The sequence below is a fragment of the Streptomyces sp. NPDC110618 genome (assembly GCF_055657065.1).
Genome location: NZ_JBVKBN010000015.1, coordinates 34321 through 56499 on the forward strand (window position 1 = coordinate 34321; position 22179 = coordinate 56499).

Sequence of the window (22179 nt, forward strand, 5' to 3'; positions counted from 1 at the left end):
GCTCCGCGATTGACGAACAGCCCGTCGTCATCAGCCCGTTGCCACGGCCGCGGCTCCGGTGCGTTGCTCGGGAACGGCACCGGCTTGAAGGGGGTTGATACTGGTGGGCTCGCGTATGCAACTGTTGCCAGTTCCCCGAGGAGTTCAGTCTGCTGGTGACCGTGCGTGGTCCCCAGGGGCGCGATGTTCTCGCGCCGTACGACGGATGGTGTGACAGTCGAGTCCCTGTGAGGGGCCCGGCGGCCGGTGTATCGGCCGCACGCGGGCCGCCGTGCCCGTTCAGTGTCACTTACTCGTCCGTGGCCTCGATGTCCGGGGCAGCCTCGTTCGCCCACCTCTGTGCGGTGGGAAGGTCGGGCGCGGTGCCTGCCGTCTCGTACCCGAAGCCGGTCCAGCTGAGCAGGGCCCTGGGCTCGTCGGGACGTACATGCCCACCGCCGCCGTGCAGCGGCTGGTGCTTGCGCCAGACGTCCATCGGCGGGCGGCGCCGCTTGTGGTACGCCGCGAGCGGATCGTCGGCGTCGATGTGCGGGACAGCGCGGGACGGCTGGTTCGGCGGTCCGGGTCGGGAGTGCTTGCCCATGTGCTCGATGGTCTCAGGCGGACACGGTGGTCGGCCGGGCTGCGGCGAGATCCGCCGCGCGGGTGCGGACCTCATCCACCGCGGCGGTCCGGTACGGCCGGGCGGCATCCAGCAGTGTGTTGAGCCGGGAGGCAACCAGGGTGGAGTCCACCCGGGTGGCCTCGTCCAGCGCCTGGTGGGCCGCGGCGGCGCCCTGCTCGGGCTCGCCCTCTGTGAACAGCGCGGCGGCCAGCCCGATGCGGTCCATGACCTTCACCCGGTCGTAGCCAGGCCGACGCAGGGCGAGCGCGTCGGTGAAGTGATCACTGGCTCGACGGTTCCGGCCAACACCGGTCAGGTCGCGGGCGGAGACCGCGCGGGCGCCAGCGTGTTCGGCGGCGTCGAAGTAGTCCACCCACGCGGGGACGTCTTCGCCGAGGCCGTCCGCGACCAGTTCGTCAGCCGCGCCAAGGTGCCGCTCCGCACCTTGCTCGTCGCCGAGGGCGGCATGCACCCGTCCGGTCTGGGAAGCAACCAGCGCCCGGGTCGCGGGGATGGTCGCCTTCTTCGCGGCCACGCCGAGGAGACCGAGGGCGTCCTGGGGATGCCCGAGGTAGATCATCTGGTGGGACATGCGGGTGACGATCTCCACCCCGCGGTCCGGCTGCTTGGCCTCGGAGGCCGCGTAGATGCCGTAGGACCAGTAGCGCTGGGCGGTGGCGTACCGGCCGCAGTCGTGGCTGACCCACCCGGCCAGTGCCGCCAGATCGGCGGTCGCCGCGAACACCCGGGCCTTCAGCGAGGCGGGCACACCGTCCTGGATGCGGCGGGCGACTTCGGCGAGCTGGGCGACGATCGCCGAGCGGTACAGCCCGCCGCCCTTGGAGGCGTCGGCCTTCGTGAAGAAGGTGGTCACCTCCTCCAGCGCGGCCGTGGTGTCGGTGTCGAAGCCCTTGCTGGCGCGGTTCAGCCGCCGGGCGGTGCCGCCCAGCATCCGCTCGGCGGCGAGGATCAGCGGGGCACCCAGGGCGAGCTTCAGGGTGTCGCGGCGGTCGAGGAAGAGGTCCATCTGGGTCCATCCGGCCAGAGTCTGGGCGGCTGCCTCGGTCAGCAGCGGGAGCTGGATGCTATCCAGTGTGGGCCCGGTGACCGTCAGGCCGAGATCACCGGGTGTGAGCGGCTGTCCGACCGCGTCGGAGATCACGGCGGCGAGCAGGGCGGGCACTGGTGGGCGGGGGCGTTCGCCGTCGATCCAGCGGCGGATACGGGTGGCGTCCGGGGCGATCTGCCGGTGACCTTGGTGGATCGCTTCTGTGGCGATCCTGCGGGCGATCTCGCCGTGGGACAGGCCGATGGCCGCGAGCCACAGCGCGAGGTGCGGGTTACTCGATCTGCCGGTCATCGCCGTCTCGTCCTCCCCGACTCCTACGTCACGGAGCGTGGCAGTTTCGTCACGGTTCGCGACACCTGCGCTACTGGTCAGGGCCATGGCCAGGGGTGGATTCTGCTCAGGCGGTAGTCGTCCGGCTATCCGCATGAGGCAAGAGGAAGGGAACTCGCATGGCGACGCTTGCACCCCAGGCTCCGTGGGCGATGCGGCTGGTCACCGACCGGCTTCCGGTTGGCCCGCCCGCGTACGCCGCGGTGACCCTCGACGCGGCCACCCAGACCGCCGTCTACACCGACGCCGCCGGCCAGACGGTGGAGATGGGCAAGCACGGCAGGAGCAAGACCACCGGCACGGCCTCGATGTCCGGGGGCGGCGACGGGCAGAGCCCGCAGCCGCAGACGCAGGACGACCACACCACCGACTACGAGTCGGACTGATCCGATGGCCTCCACCGTCCTGGTCGTCACCGCGCTGGAAGACGTCACCGCGGACTGGGTCATCGTCGCGCTGAACGAGCGCGAGGTGCCCGTCGTACGGGTCGACCCGGCCGACATCGGCCCCGGGCCTTCGGCGCCCGCATCGGCGCCGGGGCGCCGGTCTGGACGGGGCGGCTGGTCACCGGCAGCCGGGAGGTGGAGCTGGGGGAGGTGGCGGCGGTGTATTACCGCCGCCCCACCCCCTACGCCGCCCGGTTCGAGCACCTGCCCGCCCAGCAGCGCGACTTCGCCGCCGCCGAGGCCCGGCACGGGCTTGGCGGCATCCTCAACCACCTGCACGGCGCCCACTACGTGAACCATCCATCGGCGGTGACGGCCGCGGACTTCAAACCCGCCCAGCTTCAGCTCGCCGCCCAGCTCGGCTTCACGATCCCGCCGACGCTGGTCACCAACGACGTGGAACAGGCGCGGAAGTTCGCCGCCGACCACGGGTCCGTGATCTACAAGACGTTCCGCGGTCTGCCCCGCGCCGCCGACGGGCACACGGGCGCGATCTGGACCCAGCGGGTGGACCCCGACACCTTCGACGGCACGCTCGCGGTGGCCGCGCACCTGTTCCAGGCGGAGATCCCCAAGACCGGCGACGTGCGCGTGACCGTGGTCGGGCAGAAGGCGTTCGCCCAGCAGATAGCCGCCCCGGACGGCGCGCTGGACTGGCGCCGCGGCGACTGGGACTCGCTCCTGCACGCGCCCATCGCGGTGCCGGGCGCGGTCGAAGCGGTCCTGCACAGCTACCTGGCCGCGTTCGGCCTGGTCTTCGGCTGCTTCGACTTCGCCCTGACCGGCGACGGCGACGAGGCAGAGGACTGGGTGTTCATCGAGTGCAACCCCAACGGCCAGTGGGGCTGGCTGCCCGACGCCAGCTGGATCACCGAGGCGTTCGTCGACATCCTGAGCACGAGCATGAGCACGGAAGGAGGCGGAGCGCGATGATGTCCGCCGGCTTGGACACCGACGCCGCCCGTCTGCGCGAGGCGATGGCCAAGGCCCTCGCCGAGGACGGCGTTCTCACCGATCCCGGCTGGCGGGCGGCCGTGGAGACGGTGCCCCGGCACCGGTTCGTGCCGGGTTTCTACCTGCCCGCCGATGGGCGCGATGGGCAGGGGCTGGCGGTGTGGGAGCCGGTCACCGCCGGGACCGACTATGGCCGCTGGCTGGCCGCCGCGTACTCCGACACGACGCTCATCACGCAGTTCGACGGCAACGAACCCGACTGGAAGAACCCGCAGGTGCGGCACGGCGGGGCACCGACCTCGTCGTCCACGCTGCCCTCGCTGGTCGTACGCATGTGGGCCGATGCGGACGTGAGGGAAGGCCACACGGTGCTGGAGATCGGCACCGGCACCGGCTACTCCACCGCGCTGGCCTGCGAACGCCTCGGATCAGCCGACGTCACCAGCATCGAGGTCGACCCGCACCGGCTGGAGCAGGCGGCGAGCGCGCTGTGCGCGTGCGGCTACACGCCGACCCTGGCCGTGGTGGACGGCCTGCACGGGTACTGGCCGGAGGCGAAGTTCGACCGAATCGTGGCCGCCTGCTCCTTCCGCGCCGTCCCCCCGGCGCTGCTCGCCCAGGTGAGGCCGGGCGGGAAGATCCTGCTCACCCTGTCCGGCTGGCTCTACGGATACGCCCGTGTCCTGCTCACCGTGAACGGCGACGGCACCGCCGAGGGCCATCTCCTGGGCGGCACCGTGTCCTTCATGCCCGCCCGCACCCACGCGGCGCCGGCCTTCGGCAACCCCGCCCACTGGGCCGCAGGGCTCCCGGAAGCGGGCCGGGCGGCCCGGCACTCCCCGGAGCGGATCACGGCCGCGACCGAGGAGGCGTTCCACCTGCGGTTCCTCGCCCAGTGCGCCGTGCCGGACGCGCAGATGACCACCGTGGGCGACGTGGTGCATCTGGTCGACGTCGTCACCGGCTCCGCCGCCACCCTCACCCCCACAGACGGCCGGTGGGAGGTACGCGAGGGCGGCCCGGTGCGGCTGTGGGAGCGGATCGAGCGCGTGCTGTCCGCTTACGACGAGGCGGACCGGCCTGGGCCGGAGACGTTCACCCTGCACGTGTACGACGGCGGGCAGCACCTGCGGCACCCACACCTGCCCGGCCTGCCGTTGCCGAGACCCTGACGGGCCCGCACGAGACCCAGGCGCCCGGCGGGAGTGTGACGGCCCCGCCGGGCGCCTGGCGTGCGTCCTCAGCCGCTTCCGGCCTCGCACACGCCGCGTACGGCGTCGCGGATGTCCAGGACCATCACGCCGTCGATCTCCCACCTGGCGCCGAACGAACTCCACCACTATCTCCGGGCTACCAGATGCTCATCGCAGTCCGTGGCATCCGATGCCCACGCAAGCTCTCGGCGATACCCCTGATGCGGATGGGCTGGTGGCCGGATCTGCCAATTGGCGGCGGCGGTGCGGTCACTGGGAGGCTATGGGGTCCAAAACGCCGACGGTGGTACGCCTGCGAAAGGGGCGGCGGGTTGAGCTTCCAGTACGCGCCGACGGGAGGCGGTCGGCCCTTGATCCCGCGCCCGGAGCGCACTCCGGGTGCCCTGCGGGCGGCCTGCGCCGTTGTTGCGCCCCGGCTTCTTGCGGCGTACGACCGGGCCAGGGACGCGGCGCTGGAGGAGGCGGTGCGGGAGGGCTCCCTCGGGCCCGTCCACGCCTGCCTCGCTCACTGGGCAACGCGCATTGAGATCGAGCGCCATCCGGGTACGGCCAAGGCGTACCGCCGCGCCGAGTACCTGGCGCAGGTGGCGACGACGCCCGAGCAAGCGCGCGGCCACCTGACTGCGGCCAGCGCCATCTACCGGGCTGCTGCGGAAGCGGTACGCGCGGGGTGACCCGGCACGCCGAAGGCCGCCCCCTTCATCCGAAGCGGACGGCCCTTTGAAGCTTGCGTTAGCCGAAAACCCCGTCCGCGGTCGCGGAGACGAACCGGGCGAAGCTCTCGGGGGTGACGGTGAGGGCTCCGTGGGCGGGGTTCTTGGAGTCGCGGATGGCGATGTGGGGGGTTAGGTCGGCGACCTCGACGCACGCACCGCCGGTGTTGCCGCTGTGCGACGACTTGCGCCACGCGGTGTTTCCGAGCGTTGCGCACTCGACGCAATCACCGCCGGTGCCCCCGCTGTAGGACGACTTACGCCACTGCACTCTCGTCAGGGTCTGACTGCTCTGCATAGCGTTCCTCCCGGATGCGGGCGATCAGTGCCGCCGAGTCCTCGATGGAGAGGGCTGCGGCCTGCAGATGATCGTAACGATGCGAACAGTCCTCGACGACGTCCGGGTTGGCCGTCATGAAGCCCGAGTCGTAGTTCTCGGAGTAGGTGATGCTCGGGTGGTCCTTGAAGCGCAGTACGTTGAACGAGCCTGCCGTGGCGGGGTGGTGACCGGCACTGAACGGCAGTACCTGTACACGCACCTTGAGTTGGTCCCGGAAGCCCAGCAGGTGCGTGAGCTGCTCCCGCATGATCTGGCGGCTCCCGAAGGGCCGTAGGAGCGTGGCCTCGTCCAGGATCACCCAGATCAGCGGCGGCTTCTCCCTGGTCAGGATGCGCTGCCGGTCCAGTCGGGCCGCGACCTTGTCGTCCAGTGCCTCTGACCAGCCGGCATGCAACACCGCTCGCGCGTAGGCCGGGGTTTGGAGCAAGCCGTAGATCACCTGCGACTGGTATGTGGCGATGTGAGTAGCCCGCGCTTCCATCTCCGCATACGGCTGGAACCAGCTCGGCAGTTGGTTCCGCAAAACCAACCCCACCAGCCGCGAAAACCTCCCGTCCGCCCCCAGCGCCGCGTCCACGCGCTCCGAGAACTCCCGCGTCGGGACCTTTAACGTCGTCTCGATCTGGCCGACCAGGGACCCCGTACAGAACACGATCGCCCCGAGCTGCGCCTGCGTCAGCCCCGCCGCCTCCCGCGCCCGGCGCAGTTCGTAGCCGTAGTAGTCGAGCGGGGACGCGCTCGGGTCGAGCTGGCGAATGTTGGACACAGTGACCACCTTCAATCACCGAGAGTAGCCACACGACCGCACACAGATACCGGAGTTGTGGAAAAAGAATCATGCAAGCGTGCTTGATTGATTCTGAACCCGCTGCCATGCTCCTCCCCATGGCCGACCCGACCCCCGTGTTCGACGACCTGCGTGCCGAAAGCGATGAACTCGACCGGCTGGTGGCCGAGTTGAGCCCGGACCAGTGGTCCCTCGCCACGCCCGCCCCTCGTTGGACGATCGCCCACCAGATCGCGCACCTCGCCTGGACCGACCACGCCGCACTGCTCGCCGTGACGGACCCGGACGCCTTCGCGAAGGAGGTGGAGAAGGCGCTGGTCGCACCCGACACCTTCGTCGACGAGGGCGCCGAGCGGGGGTCCAAGACCCCGCCGGCCGAACTGCTCGCGGAGTGGCGCAAGGGCCGTACCGCGCTCGCCGACGCCCTCGCCTCCGCCCCCGCCGGCGCCCGCTTCCCCTGGTACGGCCCGCCCATGGCCGCCGCCTCCATGGCCTCCGCCCGCCTGATGGAGACCTGGGCGCACGGCCAGGACGTGGCGGACGCCCTGGGTGTGGAGCGGCCGCCCACCGACCGGCTGCGGCACGTTGCCCGCATCGGAGTGCGGGCGCGGGACTACGCCTACTTCGTCCACGGACTCACCCCGCCCACCGAGGAGTTCCGCGTCGAGATCGAGGCACCCAGCGGCGGCACCTGGGCTTACGGCCCCGAAGACGCCCGCCAGCGCGTCACCGGCCCCGCCCTCGACTTCTGCCTGCTGGTCACGCGCCGCGCGAACCGCGCCGACCTCGCCGTGACGGCGGAGGGCGAGGACGCCGACCGCTGGCTGGACATCGCGCAGGCCTTCGCGGGGCCGCCCGGTGAAGGGCGGCCGGCCAAGACGGAGGACACGCCGTGACCCTCCGCATAGGCAACGCCTCCGGCTTCTACGGCGACCGTTTCGACGCCATGCGCGAGATGCTGACCGGAGGCGAACTCGACGTCCTCACCGGCGATTACCTCGCCGAGCTGACCATGCTCATCCTCGGCCGGGACCGCCTGAAGGACACCGGCGCCGGGTACGCCCGCACCTTTCTGCGGCAGTTGGAAGAGTGTCTGGGGCTCGCCCAGGAGCGCGGGGTCCGTATCGTCGCCAACGCCGGAGGGCTCAACCCCGCCGGACTCGCCGCCGCTGTACGGCAGTTGGCCGAGCGCCTCGGCCTGTCCGTCCGTGTCGCCCACGTCGAGGGCGACGACCTCACCTCCGCCCACCCCGGCAGCCTCGCCGCCCACGCCTACCTCGGAGGTTTCGGGATCACCGCCTGCCTACGCGCGGGCGCCGATGTCGTCGTCACCGGGCGCGTGACCGATGCCGCCCTGGTCACCGGGCCCGCCGCCGCGCACTTCGGATGGGCGCCGGACGACTACGACCGACTCGCGGGCGCCGTCGTCGCCGGGCATGTGCTGGAGTGCGGGGCGCAGGCCACCGGCGGGAACTACGCCTTCTTCGGCGAACGGCCGGTCCGCGATCTCCTCCACCCCGGCTTCCCGCTCGCCGAGATCCACGAGGACGGCTCCGCCGTCATCACCAAGCACCCCGGCGCCGGTGGCTTCGTCGACATCGGCACCGTCACCGCCCAACTCCTGTACGAGACCTCCGGCGCCCGGTACGCCGGGCCCGATGTCACGGCCCGACTCGACAGCGTCCGGCTCAGCCAGGACGGGCCCGATCGGGTCCGTATCGACGGCGTACGCGGCGAGGCTCCGCCGCCCACGCTCAAGGTCGGCGTCAACCGGCTCGGTGGGTTCCGCAACGAGGTCACCTTCGTGCTCACCGGGCTCGACATCGAGGCCAAGGCCGAGCTGGTGCGCGCCCAGTTGACGGATGCGCTCGCCAAGTCGCCGCCTCAGAACGTCACATGGGAGCTGGTGCGTAGCGATCGGGCCGACGCCGACAGCGAGGAGCTGGCCAGTGCTCTCCTCCGGCTCGTCGTCCGGGACCCCGACCAGGCCGCCGTCGGACGGGCGCTCAGCGGTGCCGCCATCGAGCTCGCCCTCGCCAGTTACCCCGGCTTCCATGTGCTCGCCCCGCCCGGGAAGGGAGCCCCGTACGGCGTCTTCGAGGCGACCTACGTCCCTCAGGGCGACGTGCCCCACGTCGCCGTCCTTCCCGACGGCGAGCGTCTGCCCGTAGCGCCGCCGCCCGACACCGCCGTACTGGACGCCGTACCGGAGCCCCCGCTCCCAGAGGCCCTGCCGCCCGGACCGCGCACCCGTGCCCCTCTCGGGCGGGTCGCCGGGGCCCGGAGCGGGGACAAGGGCGGGGACGCCAATGTGGGGGTCTGGGTCCGTGGCGACGACGCCTGGCGCTGGCTCGTGCACGAGCTGACCGTCGAGCGGTTCCGGGAGTTGATCCCGGAGGCCGCCGCCCTCCCCGTCACCCGGCACGTACTGCCCCACCTGCGCGCCCTGAACTTCGTCGTCGAGGGTGTCCTCGGCGCCGGAGTCGCCGCTCAGCACCGTTTCGATCCGCAGGCCAAGGCGCTCGGCGAGTGGCTGCGCTCGCGCCACCTGGACATACCGGAGGCTCTCCTGTGACCGTTCTGTCCTCCGCGCTGGATGTGCAGAGCCCGGAGTTCCGGGCCAACCGCGAGGCGATGCTCGCCAAGCTGGCCGATCTCGACACCGAGCACGCCAAGGCGATCGCGGGCGGCGGCGAGAAGTACATCGCCCGGCACCGGGGGCGCGGCAAGCTCCTCGCGCGGGAGCGCATCGAGCTGCTGCTCGACCCGGACACGCCTTTCCTTGAGCTGTCGCCGTTGGCGGCCTGGGGGAGCGATTACGCCGTGGGCGCCTCCCTCGTCACCGGGATCGGGGTTGTTGAGGGTGTGGAGTGTCTGATCACCGCCAATGATCCGACCGTGCGGGGCGGGGCCAGTAATCCCTGGTCCTTGAAGAAGGCTCTGCGCGCCAATGACATCGCGCTCGCCAACCGGCTGCCCTGTATCAGCCTGGTGGAGTCCGGTGGTGCCGACCTGCCGTCCCAGAAGGAGATCTTCATTCCCGGCGGGGCCATCTTCCGGGATCTCACCCGGCTTTCCGCCGCCGGGATTCCGACGATCGCCGTCGTCTTCGGGAACTCCACCGCGGGCGGCGCCTACGTCCCCGGTATGTCCGACCACGTGATCATGGTCAAGGAGCGCGCCAAGGTGTTCCTCGGCGGGCCGCCGCTGGTGAAGATGGCGACCGGTGAGGAGAGCGACGACGAGTCGCTGGGCGGCGCCGAGATGCACGCGCGTGTGTCGGGGCTCGCGGACTACTTCGCCGTGGACGAGCCGGACGCGCTGCGGCAGGCGCGGCGGGTGGTGGCGCGGCTCAACCACCGCAAGGCGTACCCGGATCCCGGGCCGGCCGAGCCGCCCAAGTACGACCAGGAGGAACTGCTCGGGATCGTCCCCGGCGATCTGAAGGTGCCGTTCGACCCGCGTGAGGTGATCGCGCGGCTCGTCGACGCCTCCGACTTCGACGAGTTCAAGCCGCTGTACGGCAGCAGCCTGGTCACCGGGTGGGCCGCCCTGCACGGCTATCCGGTCGGCATCCTCGCCAACGCGCAGGGCGTGCTGTTCAGCGAGGAGTCGCAGAAGGCCGCGCAGTTCATCCAGCTCGCCAACCAGCGCGACATCCCGTTGCTGTTCCTGCACAACACCACCGGCTACATGGTCGGCAAGGAGTACGAGCAGGGCGGGATCATCAAGCACGGGGCGATGATGATCAACGCGGTCTCCAATTCGCGCGTGCCGCACCTGTCCGTCCTGATGGGCGCTTCCTACGGCGCCGGGCACTACGGGATGTGCGGGCGGGCGTACGATCCGCGCTTCCTGTTCGCCTGGCCGTCCGCCAAGTCGGCCGTGATGGGGCCGCAGCAGCTCGCGGGCGTGCTGTCGATCGTCGCCCGCCAGTCGGCCGCCGCCAAGGGGCAGCCGTACGACGACGAGGCGGACGCGGCGCTGCGGGCCATGGTGGAGCAGCAGATCGAGTCCGAGTCGCTGCCGATGTTCCTGTCCGGGCGGCTCTACGACGACGGCGTCATCGACCCGCGCGACACCCGCACCGTCCTCGGCCTGTGCCTGTCCGCCCTCCACACCGCGCCCTACGAGGGCGCGCGCGGTGGCTTCGGCGTTTTCCGGATGTGAGGGACAAGTGATCACTTCTGTACTCGTCGCCAATCGGGGCGAGATCGCCTGCCGCGTTTTCCGCACCTGTGGTGAGTTGGGAATCCGGACGGTCGCCGTGCACTCGGACGCGGACGAGAACGCGCTGCACGCGCGCGTGGCCGACGCCGCCGTACGGCTGCCGGGTGCGACGCCCGCGGAGACATATCTGCGCGGCGACCTGATCGTGAAGGCCGCCGTCGCGGCCGGCGCGGACGCCGTGCACCCCGGTTACGGGTTCCTGTCGGAGAACGCCGACTTCGCGCGGGCCGTGATCGACGCGGGGCTGGTGTGGATCGGGCCGCCGCCGCAGGCGATCGAGGCGATGGCGTCCAAGACGCGCGCGAAGAAGCTCATGGGGCTCGCACCGCTGCGCGAGGTCGCGCAGAGCGACCTGCCGGTGCTCGTGAAGGCGGCAGCGGGCGGCGGGGGGCGCGGGATGCGGATCGTGCGCCGCCTTGAGGATCTCAGCGCCGCCCTGGAGGGCGCGCGCGCCGAGGCCGCGAGCGCCTTCGGTGACGGCGAGGTGTTCATCGAGCCGTATGTGGAGCGCGGGCGCCATGTGGAGGTGCAGGTGCTCGCGGACGCGCACGGCACGGTGTGGGCGCTGGGCACACGCGACTGCTCCCTCCAGCGCCGCCACCAGAAGGTCATCGAGGAGGCGCCCGCGCCCGGCCTCTCCGACCGGCTCGCTCAGGAGTTGCGCGCGCTGGCCGTGCGCGCCGCGCGCGCCGTGAACTACGTCGGCGCGGGCACCGTCGAGTTCCTGGTCGCCGACGACACCGCGCACTTCCTGGAGATGAACACCCGCCTCCAGGTCGAGCACCCGGTCACCGAGGAGGTGTACGGCGTCGACCTGGTCGCCCTCCAGATCGCCGTCGCCGAGGGGCGGCGCCTGGACCCCGAGCCGCCGCCCGCGCGCGGGCACGCCGTCGAGGCCCGCCTCTACGCCGAGGACCCGGCCCACGACTGGGCCCCGCAGACCGGCACCCTGAACCGCCTCGCCGTCCCCGACGGCGTCCGCCTGGACACCGGCTACACCGACGGCGACGAGATCGGCGTCCACTACGACCCGATGCTCGCCAAGGTCATCGCCCACGCCCCCACCCGCGCCGCCGCGATCCGCAAACTCGCGGGCGCCCTCGAACGCGCCGCGGTCCACGGCCCCACCACCAACCGCGACCTCCTCGTACGCTCCCTGCGCCACGAGGAGTTCACCACCGCGCGGACGGACACCGGCTTCTACGACCGTCATCTGCCCGAACTCACCGAGCCCGCCCCCGACCCGCACGCCCCGCTCGCCGCCGCCCTCGCCGACGCCCGCCGCACCGGCTCCCGCTTCGGAGGCTGGCGCAACGTCCCCTCCCAGCCCCAGATCCGCCGCTACGCCCTGGCCGGCGAGGAGCACGAGGTGCGCTACCGGCACACCCGCACGGGCGGCCTGGAGGCGGACGGCGTGCGCGTCGTGCACGCCGACCCGCACCTCGTCGTCCTTGAAGTCGACGGCGTACGGCGCCGGTTCGAGGTGGCGCGCTACGGGGACCGCGTCCACGTCAACACCACCGTCCTGACCGCCCTGCCGCGCTTCCCCGACCCCACCGCCCAGCACGCCCCGGGCTCCCTGCTGGCGCCCATGCCGGGCACGGTCGTACGCCTCGCGGAAGGGCTCGCCGAAGGGGCGGCCGTCCAGGCCGGACAGACCCTCCTGTGGCTGGAGGCGATGAAGATGGAACACAGGATCACCGCACCGGTCACGGGAACGCTCAGCGCACTGCACGCCGCCGTCGGCCACCAGGTCGCCGTCGGAACTCTGCTCGCCGTCGTAGAGGAGGACCAGGAGAAGTGAGCGTCACCCTGGAAACCGATGAGCACAAGGCCCTGCGCGCGGCGGTCGCCGCGCTCGGCAAGCGCCACGGCCGCACCTTCGAGCGGGAATCCCTGTGGCAGGAGGCGGCCAAACTCGGCTACCTCGGCGTCAACCTGCCCGAGGAGTACGGCGGCGGGGGCGGCGGCATCTCCGAACTCTCCATAGTGCTCGAAGAGTTGGCGACCGCAGGCTGTCCGCTGATGCTGATGGTGGTCTCACCGGCCATCTGCGGCACGGTCATCGCCCGGTTCGGCACCGAGGAGCAGAAGCGGGCGTGGCTGCCCGGCCTGGCCGACGGCACCCGCACCATGGCCTTCGGCATCACCGAACCCGACGCGGGCTCCAACAGCCACCGCATCACCACCACCGCCCGCCGCGACCCGGACACCGGGGACTGGATCCTCACCGGCCGCAAGGTCTTCATCTCCGGCGTGGACATCGCCGACGCCACCCTCATCGTCGGCCGCACCGCGGACGCCCGCACCGGCAACCTCAAGCCCTGCCTGTTCATCGTCCCGCGCGACGCCGAGGGCTTCCAGCGGACCCAGATCGACATGGAACTCAACGCCGTCGAGAAGCAGTTCGAGCTGGTCCTGGACGACGTACGGCTGCCCGCCGACGCGCTCGTCGGCGACGAGGACGCGGGCCTGCTCCAGCTGTTCGCCGGACTCAACCCCGAGCGGATCATGACCGCCGCGTTCGCGATCGGCATGGGCCGCTTCGCCCTGAACCGGGCCGTCGAGTACGCCCGCGAACGCACCGTCTGGAAGACGCCCATCGGCGCCCACCAGGCCATCGCCCACCCGCTCGCCCAGGCGCACATCGAACTCGAACTCGCCCGCCTGATGATGCAGAAGGCCGCCCACCTCTACGACGCCGGTGACGACATCGGCGCCGGAGAGGCCGCCAACATGGCCAAGTACGCGGCCGCGGAGGCCTGTGTGAAAGCGGTCGACCAGTCCGTGCACACCCTCGGCGGAAACGGCCTCACGCGGGAATTCGGCCTCGCCCAATTGATAACCGCGGCCCGCGTGTCTCGTATTGCACCGGTGAGCAGGGAGATGATTCTCAACTACGTCTCCCACCAGACCTTGGGTCTGCCCAAGTCGTACTGACCGGCACAGCGTTGTGCGAGGAGGCCCCATGTTCCGCAGCGAGTACGCAGACGTCTCTCCCGTGGACCAGCCCATCCACGAGTTCGTCCTGGGCCGTGCCGCCGAGTTCGGCGACACGCCCGCTCTGATCGACGGCACCGACGGCACCACCCTCAGCTACGAACAGGTCGACCGCTTCCACCGCAAGGTCGCCGCGGGCCTCGCCGAGGCCGGGGTCCGCAAGGGCGACGTCGTCGCCCTGCACAGCCCCAACACCGTGGCCTTCCCCACCGCCTTCTACGCCGCCACCCGCGCGGGCGCCTCGGTCACCACCGTGCACCCGCTCTACACCCCCGAGGAGTTCGCCCGGCAGCTCAAGGACAGCGCCGCCCGCTGGATCATCACCGTCTCCCCCCTGCTGGAGTCGGCCCGCCGGGCCGCCGAACTCGCGGGCGGCGTCCAGGAGATCTTCGTCTGCGACAGCGCGCCCGGCCACCGCTCGCTGATCGACATGCTCGCCACCACCGCCCCCGAACCCGAGGTCGATATCGACCCGGCCGAGGACACAGCCGCCCTGCCCTACTCCTCCGGCACCACCGGAGTGCCCAAGGGCGTCATGCTCACCCACCGGCAGATCGCCACCAACCTCGTCCAGCTCGACGCCGCCGTCACCGCCGGACCCGGCGAACGCGTCCTCGCGGTCCTGCCGTTCTTCCACATCTACGGCCTGACCGCCCTGATGAACGCGCCCCTGCGCAAGGGTGCCACCGTCGTCGTCCTGCCCCGCTTCGAGCTGGACACATTCCTCGCGGCCATCGAGAAGCACCGCATCACCGCGCTCTACGTGGCCCCGCCCATCGTCCTCGCCCTCGCCAAGCACCCGGCCGTCGACAACTACGACCTGTCGTCGCTGAAGTACCTCATCTCCGCCGCCGCCCCCCTCGACGCCGAACTCGCCGCCGCCTGCTCCCGGCGCCTGAACCTGCCCCCGATCGGCCAGGCCTACGGCATGACCGAACTCTCCCCGGGCACCCACGTCGTCCCCCTGGAGGCCATGAGCGAGGCACCCCCCGGAACCGTCGGCAAGCTCATCGCGGGCACCGAAATGCGCATCGTCTCCCTCGACGACCCCGGCAAGGACCTCGGCGTCGGCGAGGCCGGCGAAATCCTCATCCGCGGCCCCCAGGTCATGAAGGGCTACCTCGGCCACCCCGACGACACCGCCTCGCTCATCGACCCCGACGGCTGGCTGCACACCGGAGACGTCGGCCATGTCGACGCCGACGGCTGGCTGTTCGTCGTCGACCGGGTCAAGGAGCTCATCAAGTACAAGGGCTTCCAGGTGGCCCCCGCCGAACTGGAGGCCCTGCTGCTCACCCACCCCGGCATCGCCGACGCCGCCGTCATCGGCGTCTACGACGACAACGGCAACGAAGTGCCCCGCGCGTACGTCGTACGCCAGCCGTCCGCCGGCGACCTCACCGAGAGCGAGATCATGATGTACGTCGCCGAACGCGTCGCCCCCTACAAACGCGTCCGCCAGGTCACCTTCCTCGACACCGTGCCCCGCGCCGCCTCCGGGAAGATCCTCCGCCGCGAGCTGAGGGAGCGCGCGTGAGCCTGATCGGCCGGGCACGCGCGCGTGGCGTGGAAACCCTGAGCCTGGACTCGCCGGCCAACCGCAACGCCCTCTCGGCGGCGCTGGTCGGCGAGCTGGCCGACGCGCTCACCGACTGCGCCAAGGACCCCGGCGTACGGGCCGTCGTCCTCACCCACACCGGCAACACCTTCAGCGCGGGCGCCGACCTGCGCGACCCGCCCCACCCCGACGCCCTCGTCGCCCTGCTCCGGCAGATCGTCGAGCTGCCCCGCCCGGTCGTCGCCCGCGTCACCGGCCACGTACGCGCGGGCGGCCTCGGCCTGCTCGCCGCCTGCGACATCGCGGCCGCGTCGCACGAGGCGAGCTTCGCCTTCACCGAGGTGAGGATCGGAGTGGCCCCCGCGGTCATCTCCCTCCCCCTCCTCCCGCGCACCGACCCCCGCGCCCTCGCCCGCTACTACCTCACCGGAGAACGCTTCGACGCCCCCGAGGCGGCCCGCATCGGCCTGCTGACCGCCGCCGGGGACGACGTGGACGCCGTACTCGAACCCGTCCTCGACGGCCTCAGACGCTCCGCCCCCGAGGCCCTAGCCGAGACGAAACGGCTGCTCACGGCTAGGGTGCTGGAGTCATTCGACCGGGACGCGGCGGAGCTGACCGCGCTCTCGGCCCGGCTGTTCGCCTCCGCGCAGGCCCGCGAGGGGATGACGGCCTTCCTGGAACGACGGGATCCCCCATGGGTGATGTGAGTACGGCGGAACGCGAACGCGTCCCCAAGCAGGACCGCAGCCGGGCCACCCGGCAGCGGCTCCTGGAAGCTGCGGTGTCCTGCCTCGCCGAGCACGGCTGGGCGGGCTCCACGGTGTCGGTCGTCGCCGAACGCGCGGGCGTCTCCCGGGGCGCCGCGCAACACCACTTCCCCACCCGCGAGGACCTGTTCACCGCCGCCGTCGAATACGTCGCCGAGGAACGCTCCACCGCCCTGCGCGCCCTGTTCCCGCAGGGCGCCGCCCAGGACCGGCGGGCCGTGGTCGAGGCCCTGGTCGCCCTCTACACCGGCCCCCTCTTCCGCGCCGCCCTCCACCTGTGGGTGGCCGCCTCCAACGAGGAGCAGCTGCGCCCGCGGGTCACCGAACTGGAGGCCCGCGTCGGCCGCGAGTCCCACCGCATCGCCGTCGACCTGCTCGGCGCCGACGAGTCCGAACCGGGCGTGCGCGAAACCGTCCAGGGCCTTCTCGACATGGCCCGCGGCCTGGGCCTGGCCAACCTGCTCACGGACGACGGCCCGCGCCGCGAGCGCGTGGTCGCCCAGTGGGCGGAGCTGCTGGACGACGCCCTTGGCACCCACCACGTCAAGGACTGAGCCGCTCCACCCGCCAGCTCCCGTCCGGCTCGATCACGTACCGCAGCCGGTCGTGCAGCCGGTTCTCCCGGCCCTGCCAGAACTCCACCGACTGCGGGGCCACCCGGAAACCGCCCCAGTTCGGCGGCACCGGCACCTGCTCGCCCTCCGGGTAGCGGGCGGCCAGCTCGGCGTACGAGGCGTCCAGGTCGGCCCGGGTGGAGATCACCGCGGACTGCTCGCTGGCCCACGCGCCCAGCTGGGAGCCGTGCGGGCGGGTACGGAAGTAGGCGGCCGTCTCGTCCCGCCCCGTGCGCCGCGCGATGCCCAGCACGAGGACCTGGCGGGCCATCTGGTGCCACGGGAACAGCAGCGACACATACGGGTTCTCGGCGAGGTCGCGGCCCTTGCGGGAGTTGTAGTTCGTGAAGAACACGAACCCCTGCTCGTCGAACTGCTTCAGCAGCACCGTGCGCGAACTGGGGTGCCCCTCGGCGTTCGCGGTGGAGACGACCATGGCGTTCGGTTCGAACAGATGAGCCTCGCTCGCGGCCTGCTTGAACCAGCGGGCGAACTGTTCCACGGGGGTGGCCGGCAGGTCGGTCTCGCTGAGTCCCGCGGCCCGGTACTGCCGGCGCATCGCGGAGGGGTCCGGATGTGCGTCGTCTCGGTCGGTCACGCGGTCATCTTGCCGTATACGCGGCCTCCGTTCGGCACGGTGTCCTTCATCACTGCGTGGCACTCAGTGCCGCAACCACTCCCCAAAGGTGGCACTCGGGGATATCGTTCTGACACCGCCTCGGTTGGGTGACCGCCAGCCGGGAATCACTGGGATACCTCCCAGGACCGCGAGTCCTTTGAGCCACGACCGCGGATCCCCCGGACGCGCAGCCGTCCCCGCCGTACCCGGGCGTGGTCGCACCATCGTCCCGACAACACCATCTGTCGCACACATCACGAGGAGCCGCCTGATGTCCGACTTCGTACCCGGACTCGAAGGAGTCGTCGCGTTCGAGACGGAGATCGCCGAACCCGACAAGGAGGGCGGCGCACTCAGGTACCGGGGCGTCGACATCGAGGACCTCGTCGGCCACGTCTCGTTCGGCAATGTCTGGGGTCTGCTGGTCGACGGGGCCTTCAACCCCGGCCTCCCGCCCGCCGAGCCCTTCCCGATCCCCGTCCACTCCGGCGACATCCGCGTCGACGTGCAGTCCGCGCTCGCCATGCTGGCCCCCGTCTGGGGCCTGAAACCGCTCCTCGACATCGATGCCGAGCAGGCCCGCGAGGACCTCGCCCGCGCCGCCGTGATGGCCCTGTCCTACGTCGCCCAGTCCGCGCGCGGCCAGGGCCTGCCCATGGTCCCGCAGCGCGAGATCGACAAGGCGCAGTCCGTCGTCGAACGGTTCATGATCCGCTGGCGCGGCGAGCCGGACCCCAAGCACGTCGCCGCCGTCGACGCCTACTGGACCTCCGCCGCCGAGCACGGCATGAACGCCTCCACCTTCACCGCGCGCGTCATCGCCTCCACCGGCGCCGACGTCGCCGCCGCGCTCTCCGGCGCCGTAGGGGCGATGTCCGGCCCGCTGCACGGCGGCGCGCCCTCGCGCGTGCTGCACATGATCGAGGAGATCGAGCGCACCGGGGACGCCGAGGCGTACGTCAAGCAGGCCCTGGACCGGGGCGAACGCCTCATGGGCTTCGGCCACCGCGTCTACCGCGCCGAGGACCCGCGCGCCAGAGTGCTGCGGCGCACCGCCCGCGAGCTGGGCGCGCCCCGCTACGAGATCGCCGAGGCCCTGGAGAAGGCCGCCCTCGCCGAGCTGCACGCCCGCCGCCCCGACCGGGTGCTCGCCACGAACGTCGAGTTCTGGGCGGCGATCGTGCTCGACTTCGCCGAAGTACCGGCGCACATGTTCACGTCGATGTTCACCTGCGCCCGCACGGCGGGCTGGTCGGCGCACATCCTGGAACAGAAGCGCACCGGCCGCCTGGTCCGCCCGTCGGCCCGCTACATCGGCCCCGGCGCCCGGGACCCGCGGGAGATCGAGGGGTACGCGGAGATCGCGCACTGAGATGAGAAAGGGCGCCCCTGGGCGGGGGCGCCCTTCTTTGTGCCTAGGCCGGCGTGAGCAGATCCCGGTGATGCCGCTCGGCCACGAGCGGATGGGCCCGCAGCTTGCCCTTCAGCTCGTTGTAGCCGTACTCCGCGAACAGCGGGTTGCCCGGGTCCTCGGTGATCCCGGGCGCCTTGGAGGCGTGCGGGAAGGGAACGGGCTGCACGCGCGCGTCCAGGCGAGGGTTGTAGAAGAACGGCACCGAGAACCGCTCGGTGGCCCCGGGCGGGGAGACCACCCGGTGGTTGGTGGCGACGAGATAGCCGTTGGTGGCCACCTCCAGCAGCTCACCGAGATTCACGACGAAGGCGCCGGGGATCGGCGGCACGTCATGGAACTCGCCGTCCGCGCGCTGCACCTGCAGCCCGCCGACCTGGTCCTGGAGCAGCAGCGTCAGGAACCCGTAGTCCTTGTGGGCGCCCACACCCTGATCGGCACCGTCCCCGGCGCTCCCCGGATAGCGCACGAGCTTCAGGTGCGGGTGGGCGGAGTCGCCGAAGACCGGGTCGTAGAAGTCGGCGGGCGCCCCGATGGCGGTGAGCAGCTCGCGCAGCAGCCGCTCGGCGACGGAGCTGAGCCGGTCGATCCAGGCGAGCGCGGCCTCCCGCAGCTCGGGCAGGGAGTCGGGCCACTGGTTGGGGCCCTGGAGCCACCAGTACGGGGCCTCGCCGGGGCCGGGCACCCGGGCGGGCCGCTCGGCACCGATGTCGAGCTGGTCGCGCCAGTCCCGGGCGCCGCCGGTGCGCTCGTCGCCGGTGCGGGTGTAGCCGCGGAAGTGCGGCGAGTTGATGTTGTCGAGCGCGAGCCGCTCGGCCTCGGGCAGGGCGAAGAACTTCCGCATGGCGGAGAGCAGACGCTCGGTCTCCCGGTCACTGACCCCGTGCCCGACGAGCTGGAAGAAGCCCACGTCATGGGCGGCGCTGTGCAGCCGCTCGGACAGATCGGGCGCGGTGAGGTCGATGATCGGAAGCTGCTGGTACGACGACATGGCTGTGTCCCGCGGAGAAGTGAGGGAGGAAAGGGGGCGCTGGGTTCAGACGGAGCGCCGACAGCCCATGCTCGTGACGCGGAGGAAGTCCACGTGGCGGCGTCGGACGAGCGAAATCATGTCGCCAGGGTACTGCGGGCCACAGATTTTCCGGATGGCCCAGATCACACCCGAAAATCATCCGCGCCCGCCGCGGCGACCGCGCGCATCGCTGAAGCGGCCGAAAACGCAGACGACCCGCGAGCTCGGGACCACCGCCGGGGCGGAGGGCCGGCCGGACGTACCGGCGAGCTCGCGGGTCGGGCGACTGCTTGGGATTGGGCCGGCTGCGCGCTTCTGTCACGCGCTGGTCCGGCACCGCACTTGCGGGGTGTCGGGCCGCTAGCCCGCAGCCACCTCACGCGTCCGGTATTCATACATCTGCCGAACCACCTCCCTTCTCGTGTGCACCACACACTAGGAACCGATCGGGCCGGGATCAACCACTTTTTTTCCTGGGTTGAGCCGGACCCGGCCTGGGGAGGTGACGACCGTGAACGATCTTCGTGTTGAGGTGGCCGTCGGTGAGCGGATGCTGGAGCAGTGGCGGCACGTTCACAACGTGGTGGTGCCGCCGGACGAGGTGAGTGCCGATGAGGTGCGGGAGCGCAGTGGGCGCCATCGGCTGGAGAACGCCTATCTCGGCAACGAGCTGGTCGGGTGCTCCACCGTGCGGCCGCCGGGGGCGGAGGACGGGGTCGCGACCGTCATCGCGCGGGTGCTGCCCGAGTACCGGGGGCGGGGGATCGGGGCGGCCCTGTACGCGCACTGCCTCGCCCACGCGCGCGGGCTCGGGGCGCGGCACATACAGACCGTGGTGCTCGCCGCGAACGCGGACGGGCTGCGGTTCGCGCAGGCGCGGGGGTTCGTCGAGGTGGAGCGGTACGTGGCGCCCGACGACGAGACCGAGGTGTGGCTCACGCTGCGGCTCGGTGCGTGAGTGAGGGACGTTTCCGGCCTACAACGATTCTCGAAATCTTGCGGGAACCCGATGTGTGCTGGGTCACGTTCGAGTTGAATGATGGTGAGTGGGCGAACCGCCGCACCGTACGCGTGCGGACGCGGCTTGGCAGGGGGTCCAGGTGAGTGCTTCCCGGCGTAGTGGGACCACCGACGAGCTGGGGCCGGACGAGCCCGAGCGGTCCGGTCCCGAGGGACCGGAGGGATCGGGCGGCTCCGATCTGCTCGCCGCGCTGCTGGACGGCATGGATGCGGCCCTGTGCGCGTTCGACGCCCATGGTGTCGTCACCCACTGGAACCGCGAGGCCGAGCGCATCCTCGGCTGGACCGCGGAGGAGGCCGTCGGGCGGCAGGGGTTCGCCGGCTGGGCGGTGCGCAGCGCCGACGCCGAGGAGGTCGAGGGGCGGCTGATGTCCGCCATGGACTCCCCGGGGCGGCAGGTGCACGAGTTCGCGCTGCTGACGAAGGACGGCGGCCGGGTCCTGGTGCGCACCCAGTCCGCGGCCGTGCGCGGTCCCGACGGCAAGCCCGCGGGTGTGTACTGCGCCTTCAGCGAGGTGCACGCCCAGATCGACCTGGAGCGGTCCATCGCGCTCAGTGAGGCGCTGTTCGAGGACGCCTCCTGGGGTGTCGTCCTCGTCGACGCCGACCTGCGTCCCGCCGTGGTCAACGCGCACGCCGCCCGCGCGCTGGGCATCGGCCGTACGTCCGTGCTCGGCCGTCCGCTGGGCGAGCTGCTGGCCCGGGGCGTGGAGGAGCTGGAGAGCGCGCTGACCCATGTGCTCGCCGAGGGCGCGCCGCCCGCGCCCGCCGAGATCTGGGTGTCCGTGCGCACCCCGGAGGGCGAGCAGCGGCGCTGCTGGCGCTGCGGGTTCGTCCGGCTCGCCTCCCCGCTGGCCGAGGAGCCGGTGCCGCTCGGTGTGGGCTGGCTCTTCCAGGACGTGACCGAGGCCAAGCAGGGCGAGCAGGAGGCGGCGCTGCTGCGCTTCCGTACGAACCAGCTGCACCGGGCTGCGCGGGCCGCCGCGGAGTGCGAGGACCCGATGGAGGCGGCCACCGTCCACCTGGACTTCGCGCTCGCCGGGTTCGCCGACCACGCGCTGATCGACCGGGTGGCGGGCGGCTTCCTCAGCGATACGGAACCGGCCGCCGAGGTGCGCCTGGTCCGGGCCGCCGCGACGCCTTCCGGTCCGCCCGGACCCAGCCTCTCCACGGGTGCCGCGGGCCTTCCCGTCCGCTACCCGGAGGGCCACCCGGCGCTCCAGTGCGTCTCGCGCGCGGGCTCGGTCCGCGCCAGCGTCGGCACGGTGCCCGCGGAGCAGGCCCGGGAGTGGGCCGAGTCCCGCCGCTGGCCCGCGGAGTCGGTCCACGCCCTGTGCGCGGTCCTGCGCAGCCGGGGCCGCACGCTGGGCGTGGTGACCTTCCTCCGGGGAGCGGGCCGCACCCCCTTCGAGCGCTCGGACGCGGCGTACGCGGAGGATGTGGCGGCCCGGATCGCCGCGGCGCTGGATCTGGCGAGCGCGCTGTAGC

Annotated in this window: 21 protein-coding genes; 15 read left to right on the forward strand and 6 right to left on the reverse strand. The window is 71.7% G+C overall.

Annotated elements, in window-relative coordinates; translation table 11 throughout:
- Positions 1-289: 289 nt before the first annotated feature.
- Both ACZ7L7_RS24400 and ACZ7L7_RS24405 read right to left on the reverse strand, forming a co-directional pair.
- Positions 290-583 (reverse strand): DUF6087 family protein, encoded by a 294-nt coding sequence (locus ACZ7L7_RS24400; protein WP_285515866.1) that lies wholly within the window; start codon positions 581-583, stop codon positions 290-292.
- A 13-nt stretch (positions 584-596) separates the two neighbouring features.
- A complete protein-coding gene (locus ACZ7L7_RS24405; RefSeq protein ID WP_285515867.1) occupies positions 597-1964 on the reverse strand; it encodes a Tat pathway signal protein in 1368 nt (455 codons plus the stop codon).
- A gap of 158 nt (positions 1965-2122) precedes the next feature.
- On the opposite strand from ACZ7L7_RS24405, the gene ACZ7L7_RS24410 reads away from it, so the two are divergent.
- The 4 genes from ACZ7L7_RS24410 to ACZ7L7_RS24425 all read left to right on the forward strand — a co-directional run bounded on the left by ACZ7L7_RS24410 (position 2123) and on the right by ACZ7L7_RS24425 (position 5291).
- On the forward strand, positions 2123-2389 hold the full coding sequence (locus tag ACZ7L7_RS24410; RefSeq protein WP_285515868.1) for a putative ATP-grasp-modified RiPP: 267 nt from the start codon (positions 2123-2125) through the stop codon (positions 2387-2389).
- A gap of 210 nt (positions 2390-2599) precedes the next feature.
- Positions 2600-3382 carry an MvdC/MvdD family ATP grasp protein gene (locus ACZ7L7_RS24415; protein WP_472077114.1) on the forward strand — a complete coding sequence of 261 codons (783 nt, stop codon included), beginning with the start codon at positions 2600-2602 and terminating at the stop codon, positions 3380-3382.
- Positions 3379-4575, forward strand: a complete 1197-nt coding sequence (gene tgmC, locus ACZ7L7_RS24420) for an ATP-grasp peptide maturase system methyltransferase (protein WP_472077116.1) — start codon at positions 3379-3381, stop codon at positions 4573-4575. The genes ACZ7L7_RS24415 and tgmC overlap by 4 nt, the downstream gene beginning before the upstream one ends.
- A gap of 353 nt (positions 4576-4928) precedes the next feature.
- Positions 4929-5291 carry a DUF6247 family protein gene (locus ACZ7L7_RS24425; RefSeq protein ID WP_453605559.1) on the forward strand — a complete coding sequence of 121 codons (363 nt, stop codon included), beginning with the start codon at positions 4929-4931 and terminating at the stop codon, positions 5289-5291.
- A gap of 58 nt (positions 5292-5349) precedes the next feature.
- Here the strand turns inward: ACZ7L7_RS24425 and ACZ7L7_RS24430 are convergent, their stop codons facing one another.
- Complete coding sequence (locus tag ACZ7L7_RS24430; RefSeq protein WP_285515872.1) at positions 5350-5628, reverse strand: DUF397 domain-containing protein; 279 nt, start codon at positions 5626-5628, stop codon at positions 5350-5352.
- Entirely contained in the window at positions 5588-6436 is an 849-nt protein-coding gene (locus tag ACZ7L7_RS24435; protein WP_285515873.1) for a helix-turn-helix domain-containing protein, read from the reverse strand. Before ACZ7L7_RS24435 ends, ACZ7L7_RS24430 begins: the two co-directional genes overlap by 41 nt.
- A gap of 119 nt (positions 6437-6555) precedes the next feature.
- Between ACZ7L7_RS24435 and ACZ7L7_RS24440 the strand changes: the two genes are divergently transcribed.
- From ACZ7L7_RS24440 to ACZ7L7_RS24475, 8 genes are read left to right on the forward strand one after another with little or no spacing between them, the layout of a single operon-like run.
- Positions 6556-7353: a TIGR03084 family metal-binding protein gene (locus ACZ7L7_RS24440; protein WP_453605555.1), complete on the forward strand. Its 798-nt coding sequence runs from the start codon at positions 6556-6558 to the stop codon at positions 7351-7353.
- Positions 7350-9032 carry an acyclic terpene utilization AtuA family protein gene (locus tag ACZ7L7_RS24445; protein WP_472077118.1) on the forward strand — a complete coding sequence of 561 codons (1683 nt, stop codon included), beginning with the start codon at positions 7350-7352 and terminating at the stop codon, positions 9030-9032. The genes ACZ7L7_RS24440 and ACZ7L7_RS24445 overlap by 4 nt, the downstream gene beginning before the upstream one ends.
- A complete protein-coding gene (locus ACZ7L7_RS24450) occupies positions 9029-10627 on the forward strand; it encodes an acyl-CoA carboxylase subunit beta (protein ID WP_453605551.1) in 1599 nt (532 codons plus the stop codon). Before ACZ7L7_RS24445 ends, ACZ7L7_RS24450 begins: the two co-directional genes overlap by 4 nt.
- Before the next feature lie 7 nt (positions 10628-10634).
- On the forward strand, positions 10635-12491 hold the full coding sequence (locus ACZ7L7_RS24455; protein ID WP_285515877.1) for an acetyl/propionyl/methylcrotonyl-CoA carboxylase subunit alpha: 1857 nt from the start codon (positions 10635-10637) through the stop codon (positions 12489-12491).
- Positions 12488-13627 (forward strand): acyl-CoA dehydrogenase family protein, encoded by a 1140-nt coding sequence (locus tag ACZ7L7_RS24460; RefSeq protein WP_472077120.1) that lies wholly within the window; start codon positions 12488-12490, stop codon positions 13625-13627. Before ACZ7L7_RS24455 ends, ACZ7L7_RS24460 begins: the two co-directional genes overlap by 4 nt.
- A 28-nt stretch (positions 13628-13655) precedes the next feature.
- The gene (locus tag ACZ7L7_RS24465) at positions 13656-15224 is read left to right on the forward strand and encodes a 4-coumarate--CoA ligase family protein (RefSeq protein ID WP_472077122.1); all 1569 of its coding nucleotides are present in this window, start codon (positions 13656-13658) and stop codon (positions 15222-15224) included.
- Positions 15221-15955, forward strand: coding sequence for an enoyl-CoA hydratase family protein (locus ACZ7L7_RS24470; protein ID WP_285515880.1), 735 nt, complete (start codon positions 15221-15223; stop codon positions 15953-15955). Before ACZ7L7_RS24465 ends, ACZ7L7_RS24470 begins: the two co-directional genes overlap by 4 nt.
- Complete coding sequence (locus tag ACZ7L7_RS24475) at positions 15943-16569, forward strand: TetR/AcrR family transcriptional regulator (protein WP_285515881.1); 627 nt, start codon at positions 15943-15945, stop codon at positions 16567-16569. Before ACZ7L7_RS24470 ends, ACZ7L7_RS24475 begins: the two co-directional genes overlap by 13 nt.
- Here the strand turns inward: ACZ7L7_RS24475 and pdxH are convergent.
- Positions 16559-17188: a pyridoxamine 5'-phosphate oxidase gene (pdxH, locus tag ACZ7L7_RS24480; protein WP_471592611.1), complete on the reverse strand. Its 630-nt coding sequence runs from the start codon at positions 17186-17188 to the stop codon at positions 16559-16561. The two genes, ACZ7L7_RS24475 and pdxH, sit on opposite strands and share 11 nt — an antisense overlap.
- A 331-nt stretch (positions 17189-17519) precedes the next feature.
- On the opposite strand from pdxH, the gene ACZ7L7_RS24485 reads away from it, so the two are divergent.
- Positions 17520-18620, forward strand: coding sequence for a citrate synthase 2 (locus ACZ7L7_RS24485; RefSeq protein WP_285515882.1), 1101 nt, complete (start codon positions 17520-17522; stop codon positions 18618-18620).
- 43 nt (positions 18621-18663) lie between these two features.
- Here ACZ7L7_RS24485 and ACZ7L7_RS24490 read toward each other — a convergent pair whose 3' ends face one another.
- A complete protein-coding gene (locus ACZ7L7_RS24490) occupies positions 18664-19650 on the reverse strand; it encodes an isopenicillin N synthase family dioxygenase (protein WP_285515883.1) in 987 nt (328 codons plus the stop codon).
- A 532-nt stretch (positions 19651-20182) separates the two neighbouring features.
- Between ACZ7L7_RS24490 and ACZ7L7_RS24495 the strand changes: the two genes are divergently transcribed.
- A complete protein-coding gene (locus ACZ7L7_RS24495) occupies positions 20183-20629 on the forward strand; it encodes a GNAT family N-acetyltransferase (RefSeq protein WP_285515884.1) in 447 nt (148 codons plus the stop codon).
- Between the two features lie 142 nt (positions 20630-20771).
- A complete protein-coding gene (locus ACZ7L7_RS24500) occupies positions 20772-22178 on the forward strand; it encodes a PAS domain-containing protein (RefSeq protein WP_472077125.1) in 1407 nt (468 codons plus the stop codon).
- The last annotated feature ends 1 nt before the right edge of the window (position 22179 follow it).